Origin of the sequence: Pseudooceanicola endophyticus, assembly GCF_018760365.1 — a bacterium.
GTDB lineage: Bacteria > Pseudomonadota > Alphaproteobacteria > Rhodobacterales > Rhodobacteraceae > Pseudooceanicola > Pseudooceanicola endophyticus.
Genome location: NZ_JAHIAB010000002.1, coordinates 248,036 through 269,995 on the forward strand (window position 1 = coordinate 248,036; position 21,960 = coordinate 269,995).

Below are 21,960 nucleotides of genomic sequence, written 5' to 3' on the forward strand. Positions count from 1 at the left end.
CGCAATCCGAGGATGATGACCATGGCCATGGAAAAGACCTTCAACGCCGCCGATGCGGAGGCCCGGATCTACGAGGCCTGGGAAAGCTCGGGCGCCTTCAAGGCAGGGGCCAACGCCAAGGATGGCGCCGAGAGCTTCTGCGTGATGATCCCGCCGCCCAACGTCACCGGCGCGCTGCACGTGGGCCATGCCTTCAACAACACGCTGCAGGACATCCTAGTGCGCTGGCACCGGATGCGGGGCCATGACACCCTGTGGCAGCCGGGGCAGGATCACGCCGGCATCGCCACCCAGCTGCAGGTCGAGAAGATGCTGGCGGCGCAGGGCAACGAGGGCCGCCGCGAGCTGGGCCGAGAGAAGTTCCTGGAGAAGGTCTGGGAATGGAAGGGCCAGTACGGCGGCACCATCGTGTCGCAGCTGAAGCGCCTCGGCAGCTCCTGCGACTGGTCGCGCAACGCCTTCACCATGGCCGGTGCGCCGGGCGATCCCAAGATCGGCCACGAGAATTCGCCGAACTTCCACGATGCCGTCATCAAGGTCTTCGCCGAGATGTACCAGAAGGGCCTGATCTACCGCGGCAAGCGGCTGGTGAACTGGGACCCGCATTTCGAGACCGCGATTTCCGACCTTGAGGTCGAGAACATCGAGGTCGCGGGCTACATGTGGCACTTCAAGTACAAGCTGGCCGGCGGCGAGACCTACACCTATGTCGAGAAGGACGAGGACGGCAACGTCACCTTCAGCGAGGAGCGCGACTACATCTCGATCGCGACGACCCGCCCCGAAACCATGCTGGGCGACGGCGCCGTGGCCGTGCATCCCGATGACGAACGCTATGCGCCCATCGTCGGCAAGATGGTGCATCTGCCGCTGTGCGACCGTCTGATCCCCATCGTTTCGGATGAATATCCCGATCCGACCTTCGGTTCGGGCGCGGTGAAGATCACCGGGGCGCATGACTTCAACGACTACCAGGTCGCCAAGCGCGCGGGCCTGCCGATGTACCGCCTGATGGACACCCGCGGCCATATGCGCGCCGACGGTCTGCCCTACGAGGCCTGCGTGGCCCGCGCCCGCGAGATCGCGGCGGGCGCCCAGGCCACCGAGATGGAGATCGACACCCTCAACCTCGTGCCCGAGAAGTATCGCGGCATGGATGGCGCCACCGCCCGCAAGGCCGTGGTCGAGGACATCACCGCCGCCGGTCTGGCCGTGATGACCGTGGCCTCGGATCCCCGTCTGGGCGGCAAGCGCCCGGAAGGCGAAGAGGGTGAGGTGATCGTGCCCCTGGTCGAGGCCAAGCCCATCATGCAGCCCTTCGGCGATCGTTCGAAGGTGGTGATCGAGCCGATGCTGACCGACCAGTGGTTCGTCGACAGCCAGCAGATCGTTGGCCCGGCGCTGGATGCGGTGCGCGAAGGCCGCACCAGGATCATGCCCGAGAGCGGCGAGAAGGTGTATTACCACTGGCTCGAGAACATCGAGCCCTGGTGCATCTCGCGCCAGCTGTGGTGGGGCCACCAGATCCCCGTCTGGTACGGGGTCGACCTGGGCACGCTGAAATCCGGCGGCGAGGGCGATCTGGACCTGGTCGACATGCTGACGCTCTTCGTCGATGACCACCTGGTCCACATGGGCGACGTGGAGGCCTGCGGCGGCTCCTTCGATGAGGTGATCGAGACCTTCAAGGACAAGAACGCCGATGTTCCGGCGCCGATCAGCCATGCCCGCATCGTCGAGGTGGCCGACAAGAAGACCGCCCAGCACATGCTGGCCGAAAGCCTGGCGCAGTACACCGCGACCCAGGACCCGACCGTGCTGGTCTACCCGGTCTGGCGCGACCCGGACGTTCTGGACACCTGGTTCTCCTCGGGTCTCTGGCCGATCGGCACGCTGGGCTGGCCGCAGGAAACCCCCGAGCTGGCGAAATACTTCCCCACCGACGTGCTGATCACCGGCGAGGACATCCTGTTCTTCTGGGTCGCCCGGATGATGATGATGCAGCTCGCCGTGGTCGAGAAGGAGCCCTTCCACACCGTCTACCTGCACCAGCTCGTCCGCGACGAGAAGGGCAAGAAGATGTCCAAGACCACCGGCAACGTCATCGACCCGCTGGTGATCGTCGATGAATACGGTGCCGACGCGCTGCGCATGACCAACGCCTCCATGGCGGCGATCGGTGGTGTGCTGAAGCTCTCGGAAGAGCGCATCAAGGGCTACCGCAACTTCGGCACCAAGCTCTGGAACGCCACCCGCTTTGCCGAGATGAACGGCGTCTTCGAGGCCGGCGCGCCCTCGGCCAGCGTTCCGGTGGCGACCGCCACGGTCAACAAGTGGATCATCGGTGAGACCGCCCGCATCCGCGAGACCGTCGATGCCGCGCTGAGCGAGTTCAAGTTCAACGAGGCGGCGCTTGGCCTTTACGCCTTCGTCTGGGGCAAGGTCTGCGACTGGTATGTCGAGCTGGCGAAACCGCTGCTGGCCGAAGATGCGCCCGAGCGCGCCGAGACCCAGGCGGTCATGGGCTGGGTGATCGACCAGTGCCTGATCCTGCTGCACCCGATCATGCCCTTCATCACCGAAGAGCTGTGGGCGACCACCGCCGAGCGTCCGAAGATGCTGGTTCATGCCGACTGGCCGACCTACGGCGCCGAACTGATCGACGCCGATGCCGACCGAGAGATGAACTGGGTGATTTCCCTCATCGAGGACATCCGTTCGGCCCGCGCCCAGGTGCATGTGCCCGCGGGCGCCTATGTGCCGCTGGTGGTCACCGGCTTCGGGGAACAGGCCCAGGCCGCATGGGCCGCGAACGAGACGCTGATCCTGCGTCTGGCGCGGATCGAGGGGCTGACCCGGGTCGAGGCCTTCGAGAAGGGCACGATCACCGTGCCGGCCGAGGGCGCGACCTTCGGTCTGCCGCTGGCCGGCATCATCGACGTGGCCGAGGAGAAGGCGCGGCTTGAGAAGTCGCTGCAAAAGCTTGCCAAGGAAATCGGTGGCCTGGCCGGGCGTCTGAAGAACCCCAAGTTCGCCGAAAGCGCGCCCGCCGAGGTGGTCGAGGAAACCCAGGCCAACCTCGCCGCGCGCCAGGACGAGGAAAGCAAGCTGAAGGCCGCCCTTGCGCGGATGGCCGAACTGGGCTGACCCGCCGCGCCACGACTGATGCCTTTCGAACGGCCCGCCACCCCGGCGGGCCGTTCCGCTTTCGCGGGATCCGTTCGCGCCTCACACAACCGTGCGGAACCGCCGGGTTTTTCTGGACAGACTCGCCTCAAAGGCTAGTCTCGGAAGAAGGGATGGAGGGGGTGACGCCATGGAGAAATTCGGTCGCAGTCAGCCGGTCACGCGGGTCGAGGACCACCGGTTCGTCACCGGGCAGGGCGGCTATTCCGACGATGTCGTGCCCGAGGGGGCGCTCTATGCCTTCCTGTTCCGCGCGGCCGTGGCCCATGCCGATATCGATGCGCTCGACCTGACCGAGGCGCGGGACGCGCCCGGCGTGCACCTGGTGATCGCTGCCGAGGATCTGCGCGCCGGCGGGCTGACCCGGGGCCTGTCCGCGGTGCGGGCGCCGGGGCGCGACGGCACGCGCGGCGCCGAGGTTCGCTATCCTCTTCTGGCCGAGGGGCGGGTGCGCTTCGTCGGTGAACCCGTGGCGCTGATCGTGGCCGAGACGCTGGATGCCGCTCGCGATGCCGCCGAACGGATCGAGATCGAGCTGGAGGACCGCCCGGTGCAGATGACCCTGGGCGATCCGGTGACCGAGCTGCACCCGGGCCTGCCCGACAACCGCGGCGTCGACTACCTGGTCGGCGATCCGCAGGCCACCCGCGCCGCCCTTGCGGCCTCGGCCCATGCGCTGCGCTTCGAAGTGTCCGACAACCGCGTCATGGTCGTCTCCATGGAGCCGCGCGGCTGCCATGCGGAATGGATCGACGGTCGGCTGCACCTGTCGATGGGCGGGCAGGGCGTCTGGGGCCCGAAGGCAGAGCTTGCAACCCTGTTCGATCTGCCCCCCGAGGCGGTGCGTGTCACCCATCCCGATGTCGGTGGCGGCTTCGGCATGAAGGCCAAGCTCTATCCCGAATACGCGCTTTGCGCCTTCGCGGCGCGGATGCTGCAGCGCCCGGTGCGCTGGACGGCGGATCGCACGGAATCGATGCTTTCCGACAATGGCGCCCGCGACCTGACCCATGTGGTCGAGATGGGCTTTGACGCCGATCTGAAGATCACCGCCTATCACGTGAAGACCCGCTTCAACCTGGGCGCCTACAATTCCAACTTCGGCCAGCTGATCCAGAGCCATCTGTTTGCCCGGGTGCTGACCGGGGTCTACGACATCACCACCGCCTGCCTGGAGGCCGAGGGCTTCTACACCAACACCACCCCCACCGATGCCTATCGCGGCGCCGGCCGCCCCGAGGCGAACTACCTGCTGGAACGCTGCCTGAGCTATGCGGGCCGGGAGCTGGGGGTCGATGAGTTCGAGCTGCGCCGCCGCAACTTCATTCCGCCCGAAGCCTTTCCATACGACACCGTATCCGGAGAGTGCTACGATGTCGGCGCCTTTGATCGGCTGCTGACCCGCGCCGAACAGGCCGCCGATCGCGCGGGCTTTGCCGCCCGCCGGGCCGAGGCGGAGGCACGCGGCAGGCTGCGCGGCCTCGGGCTCTGTTATTATATCGAAAGCATTCTGGGCGATCCTTCGGAGACCGCGAAGGTGGAGTTCATGCCAGAAGGCCTTGTCAACATATACGTCGGCACCCAGTCGAACGGCCAGGGACACGAGACGGTCTATGCCCGCTTCCTGTCGGATCAGTGCGGCATTCCCGTGGACCGCATCCGCGTCATCCAGGGCGACAGCGACCGCATCGCCACCGGCGGCGGCACAGGCGGATCGCGTTCGGTCACCACCCAGAACAATGCCACCCTGGCCGTGGTGGGGCAGATGGTCACCGCCTTTTCGGCCTTTCTGGCCGAGAAGATGGGCGTGCCGCCCGAGGAGGTCTCCTTCGATGACGAGAGCTTCCGGATCAAGGGATCGAATGCCGCGCCCGACATGCTGGACGTGGCCGAGATGGCGCGCGAGGCCGGGCGCGCCGACCTGCTGGTGCACGAGCAGAGCGCGACGCTGCCGGGGCGCTCCTATCCCAACGGTGCCCACCTGGCCGAGGTGGAGATCGACCCCGACACCGGAGCCGTTCGGCTGGAGCGTTACACGGTGGTCGATGATTTCGGCAACATGATCAATCCGCTGCTGGCAGAGGGGCAGGTGCATGGCGGGGTGGTTCAGGGCATCGGACAGGCGCTGATGGAGGCGGTGCATTTCGATGCGGATGGCCAGCTGCTGAGCGCGAGCTTCATGGATTACGCCCTGCCGCGTGCCGCCGACGTGCCGATGATCGGCTTCTCGGTCGAACCGGTGCCCTCGCTCAACAACCCGATGGGCATGAAGGGCTGCGGAGAGGCCGGTACCGTGGGGTCGATGGCGGCTGCCGCCAATGCCGTGATGGATGCGCTGGCCGCGCGCGGGGTGAGACGGGCCGACATGCCCTTCACCCCGGCGCGGGTCTGGACGCTGCTGCAAGATGCCGCCGCGCGGCCCGCTTGAGCAGCTGCTGCGGCTGGTCCGGCCGCGCTGGCTGGCCCGCCACAAGCGGACCACGCTGGCCAACCGGCGCGGCCCGGTCACCCATGTCATCCTCCTGGACGGCACCATGTCCTCCCTCGAGGAGGGGGACGAGACGAATATCGGGCTGATCTACAAGCTGCTGACCGAGCGCGCCGGGGTGGCACTGTCGGTCTATTACGAGGCCGGCATCCAGTGGACGCGCTGGTCCAACACGCTCGATGTGCTGATGGGGCGGGGGATCAACCGCCAGATCAGCCGCGCCTACGGCTACCTGGCCTCGCGCTACCGGCCCGGCGACCGGATCTTCCTGATGGGCTATTCGCGGGGCGCCTATGCGGTGCGTTCGCTGGCCGGGGTGATCGACAAGGTGGGGCTGCTGCGCGCCGAGGAGGCGACCGAGCGCAACGTGCAGCAGGCCTATCGCCTCTACCAGACGCCCAATGCCGGCGAGGCCTGCGCCGTCTTCCACCGCCTCCATTGCCATGCCGGGGTGGAGATCGAGATGATCGGCGCCTTCGACACGGTCAAGAGCCTGGGGCTGCGGCTGCCCTGGATCTGGAAGCTGGCGGAGGCCCATCATGCCTTTCACAATCACCACCTCTCGGCCTGCGTGCGTTCGGGCTTCCATGCCCTGGCGCTGGAGGAGACGCGCTCGGTCTATGCGCCGGTCCTCTGGCAGAGCGACCCGGACTGGCACGGCCGGCTGGAACAGGTCTGGTTCGCCGGCACCCATGGCGATGTCGGTGGCCAGCTGGGGGGCCTGCGGGCGGCGCGCGGCCTGTCGAACCTGCCGCTGGTCTGGATGCTGGGCCAGGCGGAGCTGCGCGGCCTGCCGTTGCCGTCGGGCTGGCGGGCGCGCTTTCCCGGGGATGTCGAGGCGCCTTCCGTCGGGCAATGGCGCGGGACCGCCAAGTTCTTCCTGTTGCGCAAACCGCGCCTGGTGGGGGCCGATCCCTCGGAACGGCTGCACGACACGGCACTGGCGCGCGGCACGATCCCGACCCATCGGCAGATGGCCTGAGATCGCCGGGCGGGCGGCCCGTGGCCGCCGTGGCGATGCCTCCGGCGGGGATATTTGAGGCCAGGTGACAGGGAGGGCGTGACGCCCCGGCAGGCCACCGCGGTCCTGTGGCGCCGCCCGCGCCCCCGGGGTGGAAAAGGGCGCGCCCTGCCGGTTTCATCTTTCCAAAAATATGCACGGCGCGCCGCTGGAAGCAGACGCGCCGGTGCCGGGATCGCAGTGTCGCTGAAGATCAGGCGACGTGTTCGAGCTTGCCGTTCGGCGTCACGCCCAGGGCGTGGCAGACATCGCGGGTCAGTTCGGGCTTGTTGAGCGTGTAGAAGTGCAGCTTCTCGACGCCTTCCTGCATCAGCCGGTCGCACATCTCGGTGCACAGCGAGGTGGCCAGCAGGTCCTCGCGACCGTCGCGCCCGGCCTTCTCGAAGGCCTCGTCCATCCAGGCGGGGACATTGGCGCCACAGTTCAGCGCGAAGCGGCGCATGCCCTTCCAGTTCTCGATCGGCAGGATGCCCGGCACGATCGGCTTGTCGATGCCGGCGGCCACGCAGCGATCGCGGAAGCGCAGGAAGGTATCGGCCTCGAAGAAGAACTGGGTCAGCCCCTCCGCGGCGCCGGCTTCGAACTTGCGCTTCAGCCAGGTGACGTCGGCATCGGCATCGGGGGCGTCGGGGTGACGTTCCGGATAGGCGCCGACGCGCAGGGTGAACTTGCCGGTGGCCGCGAGGGCCTCGATCAGCTCGACCGAATTGGCGAAGCCGCCCTCGCAGGGGGTGAACTTGCCCTCGCCCTTGGGCGGGTCGCCGCGCAGCGCGACGATCTCGGTCACGCCGGCTTCGGCGAAGCTGTCGGCGACGGCGAGGGTTTCCGCGCGCGTGGCGTTCACGCAGGTCAGGTGCGCGGCCACGTTGAGGCCCGCGTTCTTGTGCAGCGTTGCCACCGCGTCACGGGTCAGTTCGCGCGTCGTGCCGCCGGCTCCGTAGGTCACGGAGACGAAGCGGGGGGCGAGCGGGGCGAGAACCTGGACCGTGTCCCACAGGCGGAACGAGGCCTCGAGGTTCTTCGGGGGGAAGAATTCGAACGAAATTTCGGGAATCGTCATCTGCAACTCCATATGCTTGGCCCCTTGTCGCTGAGCCTGCGTCATGAGACAACTTCATAATACTCACGATTATCATGAGGCCGGCTGAAATGCACATCGAGCTTCGACATCTCAGGACGATCCGCGCCATTCACGAGGCCGGCGGGCTTCAGCGGGCCGCCGAGCTTCTGAACATAACGCAAAGCGCGCTCTCGCACCAGATCAAGGGGCTTGAGGACCAGGCGGGGATGGAGCTGTTCGTGCGGCGTACCAAGCCGATGCGGCTATCGGCCGCCGGGCTGCGGCTGCTGCGGGTGGCCGAGCGGGTGCTGCCCGAGGTCGAGGGGCTGGAGGCCGAGTTCGAGGGCTTGCGCGAGGGCAGCGCGGGGCGGCTGCACATCGCGCTGGAATGCCATGCCTGTTTCGAATGGCTGCTGCCGGTGCTGGAGCTGTTCCGCCATGCCTGGGCCGATGTCGACGTGGACATCCGCCCGGGGCTGGCCTTCAACGCCATGGAGGCGTTGGCGCGCGAGCAGGTCGATGTGGTGCTGACCTCGGATCCCGAAGACCTGGCCGGGATCACCTTCGTTCCGCTGTTCGACTATTCGCCGGTCTTCGTGGCCGCCGCCACCCATCCCCTGGCCGCCAAGCCTTTCATCGAGGCCGAGGATTTCCGTGGCGAGACGCTGCTGAGCTACCCGGTGGAGCGTTCGCGCCTCGATGTCTTCACCATGCTGCTGGAGCCCGCGGGCATCGAGCCCGCGCAGCAGCGCCGGGTCGAGCTGACCGAGGTGATCCTGCTGCTGGTGGCCTCGGGGCGGGGGGTGACGGTGCTGCCCGACTGGGTGCTGCGCGAGGTGAAGTATCACTCCGACTACATCACCCGGCCGATCACCGAGACCGGGCTGACGCGACGGATGTTCGCGGCCTGCCGGTCCGAAGAGGTGAGCAAGCCCTACATGGCCCATTTCAACCGTCTGGCCCGGACCGAGGCGGTGAAACTGCAGCGTGGACCCGGGACGCGACCGCCTTCCGCTCCGGCGGCGGGGAAACCTGCGCCGGAACTCGAGGGCTGAGGGCCTTTACACGTCCGCAAGGCCTTGGCAAGCGGTCATGCGACGTCTATACGCGCCTTTCGAAACCAGGAGCCGCCCCATGTCCTTCAGCGCCAATCTCAACATCATGATGAAAGCTGCCCGCAAGGCGGGTCGCTCGCTCGTGAAAGACTTCCGCGAGGTCGAGAACCTGCAGGTCTCGATGAAGGGTGCGGGCGACTTCGTCAGCCGCGCGGACATCGCCGCCGAGGCGATCCTGAAGGAAGAACTGCGCGGCGCGCGTCCGACCTATGGCTGGATCGCCGAAGAGGGCGGTGCCGAGGGCGGCGAGGACCCGACGCGCCGCTGGATCGTCGATCCGCTGGACGGCACCACCAACTTCCTGCACGGCCTGCCGCACTGGGCGATCTCGATCGCGCTGGAGCACAAGGGCCAGATCGTCGCCGGCGTGATCTACGACGCTGCCAAGGACGAGATGTTCATGGCCGAGAAGGGCGCCGGCGCCTGGATGAACGACCAGCGGATCCGCGTCTCGGGGCGCATCCGGATGATCGAGTCGATCTATGCGACGGGCCTGCCCTTCGGGGGCCGCTCTGATCTGCCGGAGACGCTGAAGGACCTGGCGCGGCTGATGCCCGCCTGTGCCGGTGTGCGCCGCTGGGGCGCGGCCTCGCTGGACCTGGCCTATGTGGCGGCGGGCCGCTACGACGGCTTCTGGGAACGGCGCCTGAAGCCCTGGGACATCGCGGCGGGCATCGTGCTGGTGCGCGAGGCCGGCGGCATGATCGAGCCGATCAACCCCGAGGGCAACATCCTGGCGGATGGCGAGGTGGTCTGCGCCAACGAGCCGCTGTTCGAGAAGTTCTCGAAGATCATCCGCGACGTCTGATCGCGGGGCGCCAAAGCTGCGGGCGGGGCGCCCGTGGCCGCCGGTGCATGCATATTTATGGAAAGGTGAAAGGGGGGCCGGAGGCGCCCCTTTTGCATTTCGGCCGGGACGTGCTGCGGGATTGACAGGGCGGGCGGGGCAGAGAATAGTCGGCCCACGTCAGGGGAGTCCCGCCGAGGGGACTGAGAGGCTGACAGGGGGAAACCCCGGTGATGCGACCCTTTGAACCTGACCCAGTTGATGCTGGCGTAGGAAGACCGAAGGGCATTTCCGCATTCTCTGGCGACAGGGGCGGTCCTTTCGGGCCGCGAAGGCTCGCGTGCGTGCCGCGCGTCCGGGGCCGGGGTGGCCCCTTTCTGCCATACGTTTCTCTTGGGTCTCATCGTTTGAGGAGACCGAAATGAAAGATACCGTTCCTGCCATCACCACCGGCGCGCTGCCGGGATCGCGCAAGGTCTATGTCGCGGGTGATAGTCACCGGATCCGCGTGCCCATGCGCGAGATCGCCGTGACCGGAGAGGCGCCGCTGACCGTCTACGATGCCTCGGGGCCCTATACCGATCCGGGGGCCGGGATCGACATTGCGGCGGGCCTGCCGGAGGTGCGTGGCGGCTGGCTGCAGGCGCAGGGCCATGTCGAGGCCTATGCGGGCCGCAGCGTGCGCGAGGCCGACAACGGCTTTGCCAGCGGCGCCCGGCTGGTGCCGGCCTTTCCGGGGGCGCGCAGCGTGCTGCGGGGCAGCGACGGCCGGGCCGTCACCCAGCTGGCCTATGCCCGCGCCGGCATCATCACCCCCGAAATGGAATTCGTCGCCATCCGCGAGAACGAGGGGCGGCTGGCCGCCGCGCCCCGCGACGGGGAGGCCTTTGGCGCCGAGATCCCCGATCTGGTCACCCCCGAATTCGTGCGCCGCGAGATCGCCGAGGGCCGTGCCATCATCCCCGCCAACATCAACCACCGGGAGCTTGAGCCGATGATCATCGGGCGCAACTTCAAGGTGAAGATCAACGCCAATATCGGCAATTCGGCGGTGACCTCTTCCATGGAGGAGGAGGTCGAGAAAATGGTCTGGGCGATCCGATGGGGGGCCGACACGGTGATGGACCTGTCGACGGGCCGCAACATCCACAACATCCGCGACTGGATCATCCGCAACGCCCCGGTGCCCATCGGCACGGTCCCCCTGTATCAGGCGCTGGAAAAGGTCGGCGGCGTGGCCGAGGATCTGAGCTGGGACATCTTCCGCGACACGCTGATCGAGCAGGCCGAGCAGGGGGTGGACTATTTCACCATCCATGCCGGGCTGCGCCTGCACATGATCCCGATGACCGCGAAACGGGTGACCGGCATCGTCTCGCGCGGGGGCTCGATCATGGCGAAATGGTGCCTGCATCATCACCGCGAGAGCTTCCTGTATGAGCATTTCGAGGAGATCTGCGAGATCTGCCGCACCTACGACGTCAGCTTCTCCCTCGGGGACGGGCTGCGGCCCGGGTCCATCGCCGATGCCAATGATGAAGCCCAGTTCGCCGAGCTGCGCACCCTGGGCGAGCTGACGCAGATCGCCTGGGCCAAGGACTGCCAGGTGATGATCGAGGGGCCGGGCCATGTGCCGATGCACAAGATCAAGGCCAACATGGACGAGCAGCTGAAGCACTGCCACGAGGCGCCCTTCTACACGCTCGGGCCGCTTACGACCGACATTGCGCCGGGCTATGACCATATCACCAGCGCCATCGGGGCGGCGATGATCGGTTGGTTCGGCACCGCGATGCTGTGCTACGTGACGCCCAAGGAGCACCTGGGGCTGCCCGACCGGGACGACGTTAAAACGGGCGTTGTCACGTACCGCCTTGCCGCCCATGCCGCCGATCTGGCCAAGGGGCATCCCGGGGCCCAGCGGCGCGACGATGCGCTGAGCCGCGCGCGTTTCGAATTCCGCTGGGAAGATCAGTTCAACCTGGGCCTTGATCCCGACACCGCGCGCGCGATGCATGATGAGACCATGCCCGCCGAGGCCCACAAGGTGGCGCATTTCTGTTCCATGTGCGGGCCCAAGTTCTGCTCCATGCGGATCAGCCACGATATCCGCGCCGAGGCGGAGCGTCAGCAGGGGCTGGAGGACATGGCGGGCAAGTTCCGCGAGGCGGGGCAGCTCTACCTGCCCGAGGACACGGCGTAAGCGCGACGGGCGGGCCCCGTTCTGGGGCCCGCCCGGTCATGCTCAGGCTCCGGCCACCAGGATTTCGCGCGCGGTGGTGGTCAGGCGGCGGCAGCCGGTTTCCGTGACCTCGACGGTTTCCGACAGCGCGAGGCCCTTGGCGGTGGTGTAGAGGTGCAGCACCTGGCCCGCCTCGAACCGCCAGGTGGCGCCGGGATGCAGGCTGATCACCGTTTCCGAGGACCGGGGCGTCTTGGCGTAGATGCCAAGGGCATAGCCGGTGATGTTGGGATATTCGTCGCGCAGCCCCTCGCGCAACATGCCCTCGCGCAGCAGGGCATCGGCGGCGCGGGCTTCCTCTCCGGGGCGGATGGCGGCGAACTGGGCGTCCTGAAGGGAGACCATGCGCGCCATCACCTCGCGGTCCTCGGCCGAGGGCGTGCCAAGGCTGATCGAGCGCATGAAGCGGGCCGAGTAGAAGCGCACGCGCGGCACCAGCTCCACGTGCAGGATGTCGCCTTCCGACAGGCGGTCCTCGGTGAAGGTGGCATGCAGGAAGCCCATGCCATGCCCCTGCGCGGCCCGCGCCTGGCGCGCGATCGAGATCGGGCCGACCCAGTAGTCATCCGCCCCCTGGGTCAGGTAGTGCTGCGCCCCGATGGCCGAGGCGTCCCGCGCCCGCATCCCCGGGGCGATCCCGGCGGCAATCGCGGCCATGGCGCCATCGCCGATGGCGGCGGCCTCGGCGATCAGCGCGATCTCGGCGGCATCCTTGACGTTGCGGATGGTGTTCGAGATCGCGTTCAGATCGACGAACTGCGCCCCGGGCAGCAGCTGCGACAGCCGGTCCCGGGTCCAGGCGGTGAAGCCGAAAGAGGTGAAATCCGCCCCGATCCGGGTCGCGCCGAAGCCCGCCAGCGCCTCGGCCATGGCGACATGGGGATCGGCGTGATCGGGATAGGTCACCACCCGGGGCACCCAGGTCGCGGCGCGGCAGGGCACCTCGTCGATGGCGCGCAGCACCCAGACGGGATCGCCCTCCAGCGGCAGGATGCAGCCCCGGTAGAAGGTTTCCGAGACGGTGTAGCCGGTCAGCCAGTGCAGCATCTCGGCGTGATCGCACAGGAAGACCTCGGCCCCGGCGGCGCGCATGGCAGCGCGCAGCCGGTCCACGCGATGCGCGTGGGAGGCCGGGATCATGCCGCGGGCTCCAGCCCGCAGATTTCCGCGATGGTCAGGATGTAGATCTTCACGCAGTCGATGAACTGGGACTTGCGGACGCGCTCGTCGGGCATGGTGTTGAATTCGCCGCCCGGGCCGCAGACGATGCCTTCCATGCCGGCGGCGGCAAGGTGCGCCGCATCGGTGCCGAAGAAGCAGGGCGGGGCGATCGGGCCGGTCGGCTGGGGCATCCCGCGCACCGCCTCGTAGGCCTGGTTCACCACCTTGACGATTTCGCTGTCGCGCGAGACCTCGAAGGGGGGCATCTGCGGCTTGTTCTTGCGCAGGTCGTAGCTGTCGAGGGTCCATTGCAGGCCCGGGAATTCCAGCTCAAGCGCGCGCAGCTGGGCCCGCATGTCCTCCATCACGCTCTCGATGCTCTGCGAGGGGGCGTAGCGGCAGGTGCCGAGGATCTTGGCGCGGTCCGCGACCTGCGGCGGGCGCCATTCCTCGAACGTGTCGCCAAGGCCTGCGCGCACCACGCCGACGTGGCCGCGGTTCACCGCCTTGTGGTCGGCGGTCTTCGCCCCGGTGAAGGTCATCTTGTTGATGCGCGGCACCAGCGCGGCAGCGGCGGCCAGGGCATCGCAGGCCTCATGGCGCTTGGAGACGTGCCGGGTGTCGCCGGTCAGCTCGATCTGGTAGGAGAAGGCGCCCGAATGCAGCGTCAGCGCCTGGATGTCGGTGGGTTCGGAGTTGACGAAGTAATCCGCCCGCACGCCCTGTTCGAGCATCCGCACCGTGCCGATGCCGCCCTGAAGTTCGCCGACCACGAAGGACAGGATGACATCGCCCTTCGGGCGCAGGCCGGCCTTCAGGATCGTCTCGACCGCGCAGAGGTAGGCCGCATCGCCCGCCTTCATGTTCGACACGCCGATGCCGTAGATGAATTCCTCGTCGATGACGCCGCCCCAGGGATCGACGGTCCAGCCGGTGGTGACCGGGTTGGTGTCGAGGTGGCCGTTGAACAGCAGGCTTTTCCCGCCGCCGGTCCCGCGCAGGGTGCCGATGGCATTGACCCGCTCGCCCTCGACCGGCTGAAGCTGTGCCTCAAGGCCCAGCTCTTCCAGGATGTCGCGCATGTGACGCGCCAGCACCAGCTCTTCCTCGGTTTCCGAGTAGCTCTTGTGCTGGACCATGTCGGCGAGCCTTGCGAGGCAGGCGGCTTCGTCGACGGATGCGATCAGGTCTTCGGGGGTCATCGGACGGTCTCCGTGGTCTTCGGGGTCTTGAACTGCCAGATCGGGGGCACGGCGCGCAGTTCGGCGGTGTCGATGTGGCACAGGATGTCGTGATCCGCCCCGGGCTGGCGCAGGGGCGGGCGGGCGCTGTCGCAGAGCGCGCCGACATGGCGCGGGCAGCGGCTGGCGAAGGGGCAGCCCGACAGGGTGTCGGTGCGCTTGGGCAGGGCGCCCTGAAGGCGCACGCGCCGGGTCTCGCTGCCGGGATCGACGGAATGCGAGGACGACAGCAGCGCCTCGGTATAGGGGTGCCAGGGCGCGGCATCGAGATCGGCGATCTCGCATTGCTCGACCATCTCGCCCAGGTACATCACCGCCACCCGGTCCGCGACATGGCGCAGGATGCCAAGGTCATGGGTGATGAAGACCAGCGCGGCGCCGGTCTCGGCCTGGATCTCGCGCAGCAGGCGGACGATGGCGGCCTGCACGGCGGCATCGAGGCCCGAGGTGATCTCGTCGCACAGGATCACCTGCGGGCGGGCGGCGAGCGCCCGGGCAATGGCGACACGCTGCTTTTCCCCGCCCGAAAGCTGGTGTGGGTAGCGGCTGGCGTAATCGGCGGGCAGGCGGACGCGTTCCAGCAGGCGGGCGATCTCGGGCGCGTAATCGGCGCGCGACAGGTCGGGGCGGAACAGGCGCAGCGGCCGCGACAGGATCGTCGCCAGAGAATGGCGCGGGTTCAGCGAACTGTCGGGGTTCTGGAAGATCGTCTGCACCCGGGCGCGCCAGGCGGAGGAATTCGGGCGCACCGGCTGGCCGGCCAGTTTCGTGGTGCCCTCGAAACCGTGCAGCCCGGTCAGCGCCCGCGCGAGCGAGGACTTGCCGCAGCCGCTTTCCCCCACCAGCGCAAGGGTTTCGCCCCGGCGCAGACGGAAGCTGACGTTGTTGACGGCGCGCACCTTGGCGGCGCTGCGGCCCCGCAGCCGGTCCACCAGGCTGTCGCGCCCGTAGGTGACCTGCATCCCCTCGACCTCCAGCAGCGCCTCGTCCTGGCGGGGCGAGGGCAGCGGAGCGGGGGCTTCGGGGGCTGGCAGGACCTCTCCGGCGCCGGCGCGGGCACAGGCGATGCGGCGATCGCCGGCCTCGGCCAGCCGCACGGGGGCGCCATCGCAGAGATCGGCACGGTGATGCGGGCAGGAGGCCGAGAAGATGCAGGCGGGCATGGTGCCGCGCCGGGGCGCGGGGCGGGCACCGCTGGCGGCAAGGCCGCGGCCCGTCTGGCGGTCCGAGGCGCGCGGCAGGCTGGCCAGAAGCGCCTGGGTGTAGGGGTGGCGGGGGGCGGCAAAGATGTGCTCTACCGGGCCTTCCTCGACGATGCGGCCACCGTAGATCACCGCGACGCGGTGGGCGATGTCGGCCACGGTGCCAAGGTCATGGCTGATGAACAACGCCGAGACCCCGGTGCGTTCCTGCAACGCGCGGAACAGGTCCAGCAGCGTCGCCGCCGTGGTGGCATCCAGCGCCGAGGTCGGTTCGTCGAACAGGATCAGCTCGGGTTCGCAGGCGAATGCCAGGGCCAGCACGACGCGCTGCTTTTCCCCGCCCGAGACCTGGTGGGGATAGCGGTTCATCATCGCCTCGGGGTCGGGCAGGCCGACCATGGCGATCAGTTCAAGCGCCCGGGCGCGGGCGCCGGAGGCATCCAGATCGGTGTGCCGTTGCAGCGTCTCCAGCAGATGCGCGCCCAGCGTCTGGACCGGGTCCAGCGTGGTCGCGGCGTTCTGGAACACCATGGCGATGCGGCGGCCCCGCAGGGCCTCCAAAGCGCGTTCGGGCAGGGCGGTGATGTCATCGCCGTTCAGCACGATGGCGCCGCGTTCCTCGGCGACCTTGCCGGGCAGGTCGCGGATCACCGCATTGGCGAGCGAGGATTTGGCCGAGCCGCTTTCGCCCACCAGTCCCAGCACCTCTCCGCGTCCGATGGTCAGGGTGATGTCGTCGAGGATGCGCACCGGGCCGGTGGCGGTGTCGTAGTAAAGCGCGTAGTCGCGCAGGCTCAGGGCAGTGTCGGTCATGCGCTCACTCCGCCGTCTTGGGGTTGAGGACATCGCGCAGACCGTCGCCCAGCAGGTTGAAGCCGATGGCGACCAGCGCGATGGCGACGCCGGGGGCGATCACCGGCCAGGGGCTGCGGAACAGATGGGTGCGCGCCTCGGCGATCATCAGGCCCCATTCCGGCGCCGGCGGCTGGGCGCCCAGGCCCAGGAAGGACAGGGTGGCCAGCGTCATGATCGCGAAGGCGACGCGGATCGTGCCCTCGACGATGACGGGGGCGATGGTGTTTGGCAGGATCTCGGCCAGGACGATCCAGATCAGGCTTTCGCCGCGGGCGCGGGCGGCAGAGACGTAATCGAGGCTGCGCACCTGAAGCGTGACGGAACGCGCGATGCGCGCCATGCCGGGGGTGAAGGCGATGCCGATCGCCAGCACGGCGTTGATCGCGGAGGAGCCCAGCACGGCCAGGATCATCAGCGCGAAAAGCAGCGAGGGGATCGCCATCAGCGCATCGGTCACCCGCATCAGCATCTCGTCCGCGAGACCGCCGAGGTAGCCCGAGACGACGCCGATCACGGCCCCCGCGACGGTGCCGATCAGGGTCGCCAGCAGCGCCAGCAGCACGGTGGAGCGGGCGCCGACCAGAACGCGGCTCAGCAGGTCGCGGCCGTACCAGTCGGTGCCCAGCGGGAACTGCGCGGAGGGCGCGGCGAAGCGGGAACCGAAGTTGAAGGCCTCCGGGTCGTTCGGGGCCAGCGACGGGCCCAGGATGGCGATCACCAGCAGCGCCGTCACGATCACCAGCCCGAGGGCACCTTGCGGGTTCTTCAGCAGTGCGCGCAGGGTGCTCATTGGTACTGGATCCTCTTGTCGAGCGCCGCATAGGCAAGGTCGGCGGCCAGGTTGGCCAGCGCATAGGTCAGCGCCATGATCAGCGCGCCGGCCTGCAGCATCGGCAGGTCGCGGTTCTGGATCGCCAGGATCAGCTGGCGACCGATGCCGGGGAAGGCAAAGACCTCTTCCACGACGATGACGCCGCCGATCAGGTAGCCGACGTCGAGCGCGATCACGGTGATCGCCGGCAGCATGGAGTTGCGCAGCGCGTGGCGGTAGATCACCTGCCGGCGCGACAGGCCGCGCAGCCTTGCGGCGCGGACGAAGTCGCTTTCCATCGTGTCCACCATCTCGGAGCGCACCATGCGGCTGATATGGGCGATGAGGATGATCGCCAGCGTGATCACCGGCAGGGCGATATGGTGCAGCGCATCCAGCGGGTCATCGGCGAAGGAGGTGTAGCCCGAGGCCGGGAACAGCCCCACCGAAGGCCCCGCCAACCAGGCCAGCAGCAGCGTCGCCAGCACGAATTCCGGCAGCGACACGCCGAGGTAGCTGATCACCGAGAGGCCCAGGTCGGTCTTGCCGCCGCGCCGGGTGCCGGCCAGAACGCCCAGCGGAATGGCGATGACGCAGACCAGCAGCAGCGACAGGATCGCCAGGATCGCCGAACGTCCGAAGGCCGCCAGGATCGTCGGGCCGACCGGCTGGCTGGTGCGCAGCGAGGTGCCGAAATCGCCATGCAGCACGCGGCCCAGCCAATGCCCATATTGCAGCCAGGCGGGATCGCCCAGACCCAGCTTGGCATTCAGCGCGGCCAGGGCTTCGGGGGTGGCATATTCGCCCAGGATCATCGTCGCGGCATTGGCGGGCAGAAGCTGGGTCACGCCGAAGACGATCAGCGAAACGAGGAAGGCGGTCAGCGCCAGATAGGCAAGGCGCCGCAGCAGGAAGCTGGCCGACATGGCAGGGTCTCCCGGGCTTTGGGGGCTGGGGGTCCGCGCAAGGGGCGCGGCAGGAACGGGGCCGCGCATATCGCACGGCAGGCCGGCCCCCGAAGGGGCCGGCTGGGGGGCTTACTTGGACAGCCAGACCTTGTGCAGCGCGAAGGTCGCACCGCGCGGGCTTTGTTCATAGCCCTGAACATGGTCGCCGCGCGCGCCCAGCAGGTCGAAGAAGCAGGGCACCAGCGCGGGAATGTCGGTGCGCATCAGCTCCTGGGTCTTGGCGTAAAGCTCGGCGCGCTTGTCGGTGTCGGTGGTGGCATCTGCCTCGGCGACCAGCTTGTCGAACTCGGCGTTGTTCCAGCGGGTTTCGTTCCAGCTGGCGTCCGAGGTGAAGAGCAGGTTGAAGATCGCGCCCTCGGTCGGCTGCATGTTGTAGTAGCCGACGTAGAACTTGCCCTTCTTCCACACCTGATCAAGGTAGGTCGGGTGGTCCATGGTCTGCACGGTGATGTCCCATCCGCCGGGCTTGGCCATCTCGCGCAGGACCACGGCCATGGCGGCGCGGTAGTCGGGCTTGACGGAGGCGACCAGCTCGATCTGGATGCCGTCGGGATAGCCGGCCTCGGCCAGCAGCGCCTTCGACTTCTCGGGGTCGTAGGCTTTCAGCGGCGCATCGGCATAGTACTTGTAGGCGGCGTTGACGGGGGTGTCGTTGCCCGGGGTCCCGAAGCCTTCGGCCACCATGTCCACCATGGCCTGGCGGTCGACACAGTAAGAGAGCGCCTCGCGGACCTTGGGGTTGTTGAAGGGCTCGACCGTGCAGTCCATCACCACGTCCAGGAACCGGCCCGAGGGGGTGCGCATCCCGGTGACGCCCTTGCCATCGGCGATCCGCTTGTAATCGGTGGGCTGCACTTCGGTCAGCAGGTCGACTTCGCCGGCCAGCATGGCGGCGGCAGCGCCGGCGGCATCGGGGAAGGTGCGCACGACGATCTCGTCCAGGTAGGGCTGGCCCTCGATGTAGTAATCGGGGTTCTTCTCGACCACGGCGCGGTCATCGGCGACGAATTCCTTAAGCCGGAAGGGGCCGGAGCCGACGGGGGTGGTGCCGAGGCTGTCGAAGTCGTTCTCGATCACCGAGGCGGGCAGGATCTTGGCGGTCGGGTAGGTCAGCGCGACCGGCAGGTCGGCATAGGGCGTCGAGGTGCGGAAGATCACGCCGGTCTCGCCATCGGCCACCACTTCGGAGATCGGGCCAAGGTTGCGGCTGCCCGGCGCGGCGGTGGCCGGATCCAGAAGCTTGGTGAAGGAGGCGACGACATCGGCGGTGGTCACCGGCGCCCCGTTCGAGAAGGTCGCGCCCTGGCGCAGGGTGAAGTGCCACTCGGTGGCATCGTCATTGGCGCTCCATTCCGTCGCGAGGTCGGGTTGCGCGGTCATGTCGGCGCCCAGCATGGTCAGGCCGGAATAAAGCAGCTCTGCCAGCAGGTATTCGGAGTTCAGCCGCACCAGCATCGGGTTCAGCACCGAGGGGGTGATGTTGAGGGCCAGCCGCAGCGTGCCGCCGGGCTGGATGTCCTGGGCACGGGCGATCGAGGCCAGGCCCGGCAGGGTCACGAGCGCGCCCGAGGCGGCGGCCGTGCGCAGGAAGCTGCGGCGGTCGAGGGTGAAGGTCATGAGGGCTCTCCTGTTGGGTCTTGTTATGGTCTTGAAGGGTCTTTTGACGATCAGGCCGGATCGGGGATCGCACCGTCCTCGGCAAGGAACAGGGCGATGGCCTGCGACAGGGCGCAGAGATCGGCGCGGGTGGTGAATTCGTCGGCAGCGTGGATGTTGCGGTCGGGGCGGGCGAGGCCCCCCAGCAGCATGTGGCGCAGCCCGGCCTTCTGCACCCAGCCGAAATCCGACGAGGTGCCCGAACCGTAGCGCGCGAAGGCGCTTTCGGGCAGGCCGAAGGCCTGGGCGCGGGCGCGGGTCCAGCGTTCGGTCGCGGGGCCGTCGGGGTCGGACACGGGGGGCAGGTGGCCGGTCTGGATCAGCTCCCAGCCAAGCGCGGGGGTGTCGCGCAGCGCCTCGGCGATGGTCTCGCGGATCTCGCGCTCGACGGCCTCGGCGTCTTCCTCGGCCAGGTAGCGGCGGTTCACGGTGGCGACGGCGGCCCCGGGGATGGCCGAGCCCTTGTCGCCCGAATGCACCGCCGTGATGTTGAGCCGCGCGCGCAGCGGGCCCTTGGCCCAGGGCGGGGCGGGCAGCGCGGTCTCGCGCGCCTCGATCACGGGTTTCAGCCCCTGAAGCGCCAGCAGCGCCGGCAGCAGCGCCTCCGCGGCATTGATTCCGCGGTCGGGTTCGCCGGAATGGCTGGCCTTGCCGGTCAGCGTCAGCGTCAGGTCCATGGAACCCAGGCACCCGGCCCAGATCCGCGGCTCGGCCGAACCGTTGAGGTTCAGCAGCACCTCGGGCAGGGGCATCGTCTCGGCCAGGTGGCGGATGCCGGGATAGCGCCCGCCTTCCTCGTCCGAGCAGAAGGCCAGCACCGGGCGATAGGCCAGCGGCGTGCCGGCAATGGCCAGCCGCAGCAGCGCGTCGCGCACCGCCACGATGGTCCCCTTCATGTCCGCCGTGCCCCGGCCCAGCAGCCGTCCGTCGCGTTCGGTGACGGTCAGGGGATCGCTGCTCCAGCCGTCGCCGATGGGGGCGGTGTCGGTGTGGAAGTAGATCATCGCCTCGGGCTGGTCGTCGTGGGCGCCGGGCATCTCGGGGCGCAGCAGCAGGTTCACCCGCGCGCCGCGCAGCCCCGGACCGTCCCAGAGCGCCTGCGGCACCTCGATGCGCTCGGCCGTGCCGCCCAGGGGCGCAAAGCTCTGCTCCATCAGGTCGGCAAAGGCCGCATAGCCGTCGCCCGGCGGCATCACCGTCGGACATGCCACCATTTCGGTCAGCTGGCTGACCATTTCGTCGGCATCCGGTGCGCCGAGCAGGGGATCTGAGTCGGTATATCTCATACCTATATAGAAATACGGATGGACGGCTCTTGGCAAGTGTGGTTTCTGTTGAAACATTAAGCAGTCTGAGAACGGAGCAGTGCATGGCGGGGAAGGTGGACGTGGATCCGCAGGTGCAGGAGGAGGGGTCCGACGGGACTCTGACCGAGGGCGCCCTGGTGAAGACCCCGCTGCACGAGCAGGTGAAGGAACGCATCCTGCGCCGCATCATCCTGGGCACCTGGGGAGAGGGCTTCGTGCTGCCGCCCGAGACCGAGCTGGCGCGCCAGTTCGGCGTCTCCTACGGGACGATCCGCCGGGCAATGACCGACCTGACCGCCTCGGGGGTGATCATGCGGCGGCGCAAGACCGGCACCGTGGTCACGGGGCGCACGCCGCACCATTCGATGTCACAGTTCTACCGCTACTACCGGCTGCACGGGCGCGACGGGCGGCTGCTGAACAGCGATACCGTGCTGGCCGATGCCTGCCACCGCCCGGCCACCCAGTCCGAGGCCGAACTGCTGGAGATCCCCGCCGGCGCCCCGGTGGCCTTCATGCTGCGCCGCCGCTTCCACGAGGGGCGCGTGGTGATGGTGGACCGCGTGACGGTGCCGCTGGCGCTGGCCCCCGATTTTCCCGCCACGATCGAAGAGATGCCGACGCTGGTCTACAAGTGGCTGCTGGAGCATCACGGGTTGCGGCTGGCCGCCGTGCGCGAAAAGCTGGTGGCGCGGCTGGCCACCCCGGAAGACCTGAAATGGCTGGAGCTGCCGGCGGACGCGCCGCGCGCGGTGCTGGATATCGAGGAGGTCTCCTACGATTCCCTGAACCGTCCGCTGGTCGCGATGCGCCATGCCGCCCTGACCGAGGATCACTGCTACATCAACGAGATACGCTGA

15 protein-coding genes are annotated in these 21,960 nt (G+C 68.2%); 7 read left to right on the forward strand and 8 right to left on the reverse strand.

Annotation, left to right across the window (positions count from 1 at the left end):
* Positions 1-21: 21 nt before the first annotated feature.
* The 3 genes from KM176_RS04725 (at position 22) to KM176_RS04735 (ending at position 6,656) form a co-directional block, all read left to right on the forward strand.
* Positions 22-3,147, forward strand: a complete 3,126-nt coding sequence (locus tag KM176_RS04725; protein WP_160891057.1) for a valine--tRNA ligase — start codon at positions 22-24, stop codon at positions 3,145-3,147.
* Positions 3,148-3,316: 169 nt separating this feature from the next.
* The gene (locus tag KM176_RS04730) at positions 3,317-5,614 is read left to right on the forward strand and encodes a xanthine dehydrogenase family protein molybdopterin-binding subunit (RefSeq protein WP_160891056.1); all 2,298 of its coding nucleotides are present in this window, start codon (positions 3,317-3,319) and stop codon (positions 5,612-5,614) included.
* Positions 5,592-6,656, forward strand: a complete 1,065-nt coding sequence (locus tag KM176_RS04735) for a DUF2235 domain-containing protein (RefSeq protein ID WP_160891055.1) — start codon at positions 5,592-5,594, stop codon at positions 6,654-6,656. Before KM176_RS04730 ends, KM176_RS04735 begins: the two co-directional genes overlap by 23 nt.
* 232 nt (positions 6,657-6,888) lie before the next feature.
* Here the strand turns inward: KM176_RS04735 and metF are convergent, their stop codons facing one another.
* The gene (gene metF, locus KM176_RS04740; RefSeq protein ID WP_160891054.1) at positions 6,889-7,755 is read right to left on the reverse strand and encodes a methylenetetrahydrofolate reductase [NAD(P)H]; all 867 of its coding nucleotides are present in this window, start codon (positions 7,753-7,755) and stop codon (positions 6,889-6,891) included.
* A gap of 89 nt (positions 7,756-7,844) precedes the next feature.
* Between metF and KM176_RS04745 the strand changes: the two genes are divergently transcribed.
* From KM176_RS04745 to thiC, 3 genes are all read left to right on the forward strand, one after another.
* A complete protein-coding gene (locus KM176_RS04745; RefSeq protein WP_160891053.1) occupies positions 7,845-8,810 on the forward strand; it encodes a LysR family transcriptional regulator in 966 nt (321 codons plus the stop codon).
* Between the two features lie 79 nt (positions 8,811-8,889).
* Positions 8,890-9,678, forward strand: a complete 789-nt coding sequence (locus KM176_RS04750) for an inositol monophosphatase family protein (RefSeq protein ID WP_160891052.1) — start codon at positions 8,890-8,892, stop codon at positions 9,676-9,678.
* A gap of 400 nt (positions 9,679-10,078) precedes the next feature.
* The gene (gene thiC, locus KM176_RS04755; protein WP_160891051.1) at positions 10,079-11,860 is read left to right on the forward strand and encodes a phosphomethylpyrimidine synthase ThiC; all 1,782 of its coding nucleotides are present in this window, start codon (positions 10,079-10,081) and stop codon (positions 11,858-11,860) included.
* A gap of 42 nt (positions 11,861-11,902) precedes the next feature.
* On the opposite strand, the gene KM176_RS04760 is transcribed toward thiC, so the two are convergent.
* From KM176_RS04760 to KM176_RS04790, 7 genes are all read right to left on the reverse strand, one after another.
* Positions 11,903-13,039: a M24 family metallopeptidase gene (locus tag KM176_RS04760; RefSeq protein ID WP_160891050.1), complete on the reverse strand. Its 1,137-nt coding sequence runs from the start codon at positions 13,037-13,039 to the stop codon at positions 11,903-11,905.
* The gene (locus KM176_RS04765) at positions 13,036-14,262 is read right to left on the reverse strand and encodes a M20 family metallopeptidase (protein ID WP_160891049.1); all 1,227 of its coding nucleotides are present in this window, start codon (positions 14,260-14,262) and stop codon (positions 13,036-13,038) included. The genes KM176_RS04760 and KM176_RS04765 overlap by 4 nt, the downstream gene beginning before the upstream one ends.
* The gene (locus KM176_RS04770; RefSeq protein ID WP_160891048.1) at positions 14,259-16,316 is read right to left on the reverse strand and encodes a dipeptide ABC transporter ATP-binding protein; all 2,058 of its coding nucleotides are present in this window, start codon (positions 16,314-16,316) and stop codon (positions 14,259-14,261) included. Before KM176_RS04770 ends, KM176_RS04765 begins: the two co-directional genes overlap by 4 nt.
* Before the next feature lie 4 nt (positions 16,317-16,320).
* Complete coding sequence (locus KM176_RS04775; RefSeq protein ID WP_160891047.1) at positions 16,321-17,148, reverse strand: ABC transporter permease; 828 nt, start codon at positions 17,146-17,148, stop codon at positions 16,321-16,323.
* Positions 17,145-18,095 (reverse strand): ABC transporter permease, encoded by a 951-nt coding sequence (locus KM176_RS04780; RefSeq protein ID WP_160891046.1) that lies wholly within the window; start codon positions 18,093-18,095, stop codon positions 17,145-17,147. Before KM176_RS04780 ends, KM176_RS04775 begins: the two co-directional genes overlap by 4 nt.
* 111 nt (positions 18,096-18,206) lie before the next feature.
* Positions 18,207-19,754 carry an ABC transporter substrate-binding protein gene (locus KM176_RS04785; protein WP_160891045.1) on the reverse strand — a complete coding sequence of 516 codons (1,548 nt, stop codon included), beginning with the start codon at positions 19,752-19,754 and terminating at the stop codon, positions 18,207-18,209.
* A 50-nt stretch (positions 19,755-19,804) separates the two neighbouring features.
* Positions 19,805-21,028, reverse strand: coding sequence for a M20 family metallopeptidase (locus tag KM176_RS04790; protein WP_202397668.1), 1,224 nt, complete (start codon positions 21,026-21,028; stop codon positions 19,805-19,807).
* 134 nt (positions 21,029-21,162) lie between these two features.
* Here KM176_RS04790 and KM176_RS04795 point away from each other — a divergent pair, with 134 nt between their 5' ends.
* The gene (locus tag KM176_RS04795) at positions 21,163-21,960 is read left to right on the forward strand and encodes a GntR family transcriptional regulator (protein ID WP_160891044.1); all 798 of its coding nucleotides are present in this window, start codon (positions 21,163-21,165) and stop codon (positions 21,958-21,960) included.

Coding starts and splice junctions, on each gene's coding strand:
- KM176_RS04725 (WP_160891057.1), top strand. CDS start 22: ATGGCCATGGAAAAGACCTTCAACGCCGCCGATGCGGAGGCCCGGATC.
- KM176_RS04730 (WP_160891056.1), top strand. CDS start 3,317: ATGGAGAAATTCGGTCGCAGTCAGCCGGTCACGCGGGTCGAGGACCAC.
- KM176_RS04735 (WP_160891055.1), top strand. CDS start 5,592: ATGCCGCCGCGCGGCCCGCTTGAGCAGCTGCTGCGGCTGGTCCGGCCG.
- metF (WP_160891054.1), bottom strand. CDS start 7,755: ATGACGATTCCCGAAATTTCGTTCGAATTCTTCCCCCCGAAGAACCTC.
- KM176_RS04745 (WP_160891053.1), top strand. CDS start 7,845: ATGCACATCGAGCTTCGACATCTCAGGACGATCCGCGCCATTCACGAG.
- KM176_RS04750 (WP_160891052.1), top strand. CDS start 8,890: ATGTCCTTCAGCGCCAATCTCAACATCATGATGAAAGCTGCCCGCAAG.
- thiC (WP_160891051.1), top strand. CDS start 10,079: ATGAAAGATACCGTTCCTGCCATCACCACCGGCGCGCTGCCGGGATCG.
- KM176_RS04760 (WP_160891050.1), bottom strand. CDS start 13,039: ATGATCCCGGCCTCCCACGCGCATCGCGTGGACCGGCTGCGCGCTGCC.
- KM176_RS04765 (WP_160891049.1), bottom strand. CDS start 14,262: ATGACCCCCGAAGACCTGATCGCATCCGTCGACGAAGCCGCCTGCCTC.
- KM176_RS04770 (WP_160891048.1), bottom strand. CDS start 16,316: ATGACCGACACTGCCCTGAGCCTGCGCGACTACGCGCTTTACTACGAC.
- KM176_RS04775 (WP_160891047.1), bottom strand. CDS start 17,148: ATGAGCACCCTGCGCGCACTGCTGAAGAACCCGCAAGGTGCCCTCGGG.
- KM176_RS04780 (WP_160891046.1), bottom strand. CDS start 18,095: ATGTCGGCCAGCTTCCTGCTGCGGCGCCTTGCCTATCTGGCGCTGACC.
- KM176_RS04785 (WP_160891045.1), bottom strand. CDS start 19,754: ATGACCTTCACCCTCGACCGCCGCAGCTTCCTGCGCACGGCCGCCGCC.
- KM176_RS04790 (WP_202397668.1), bottom strand. CDS start 21,028: ATGGTCAGCCAGCTGACCGAAATGGTGGCATGTCCGACGGTGATGCCG.
- KM176_RS04795 (WP_160891044.1), top strand. CDS start 21,163: ATGGCGGGGAAGGTGGACGTGGATCCGCAGGTGCAGGAGGAGGGGTCC.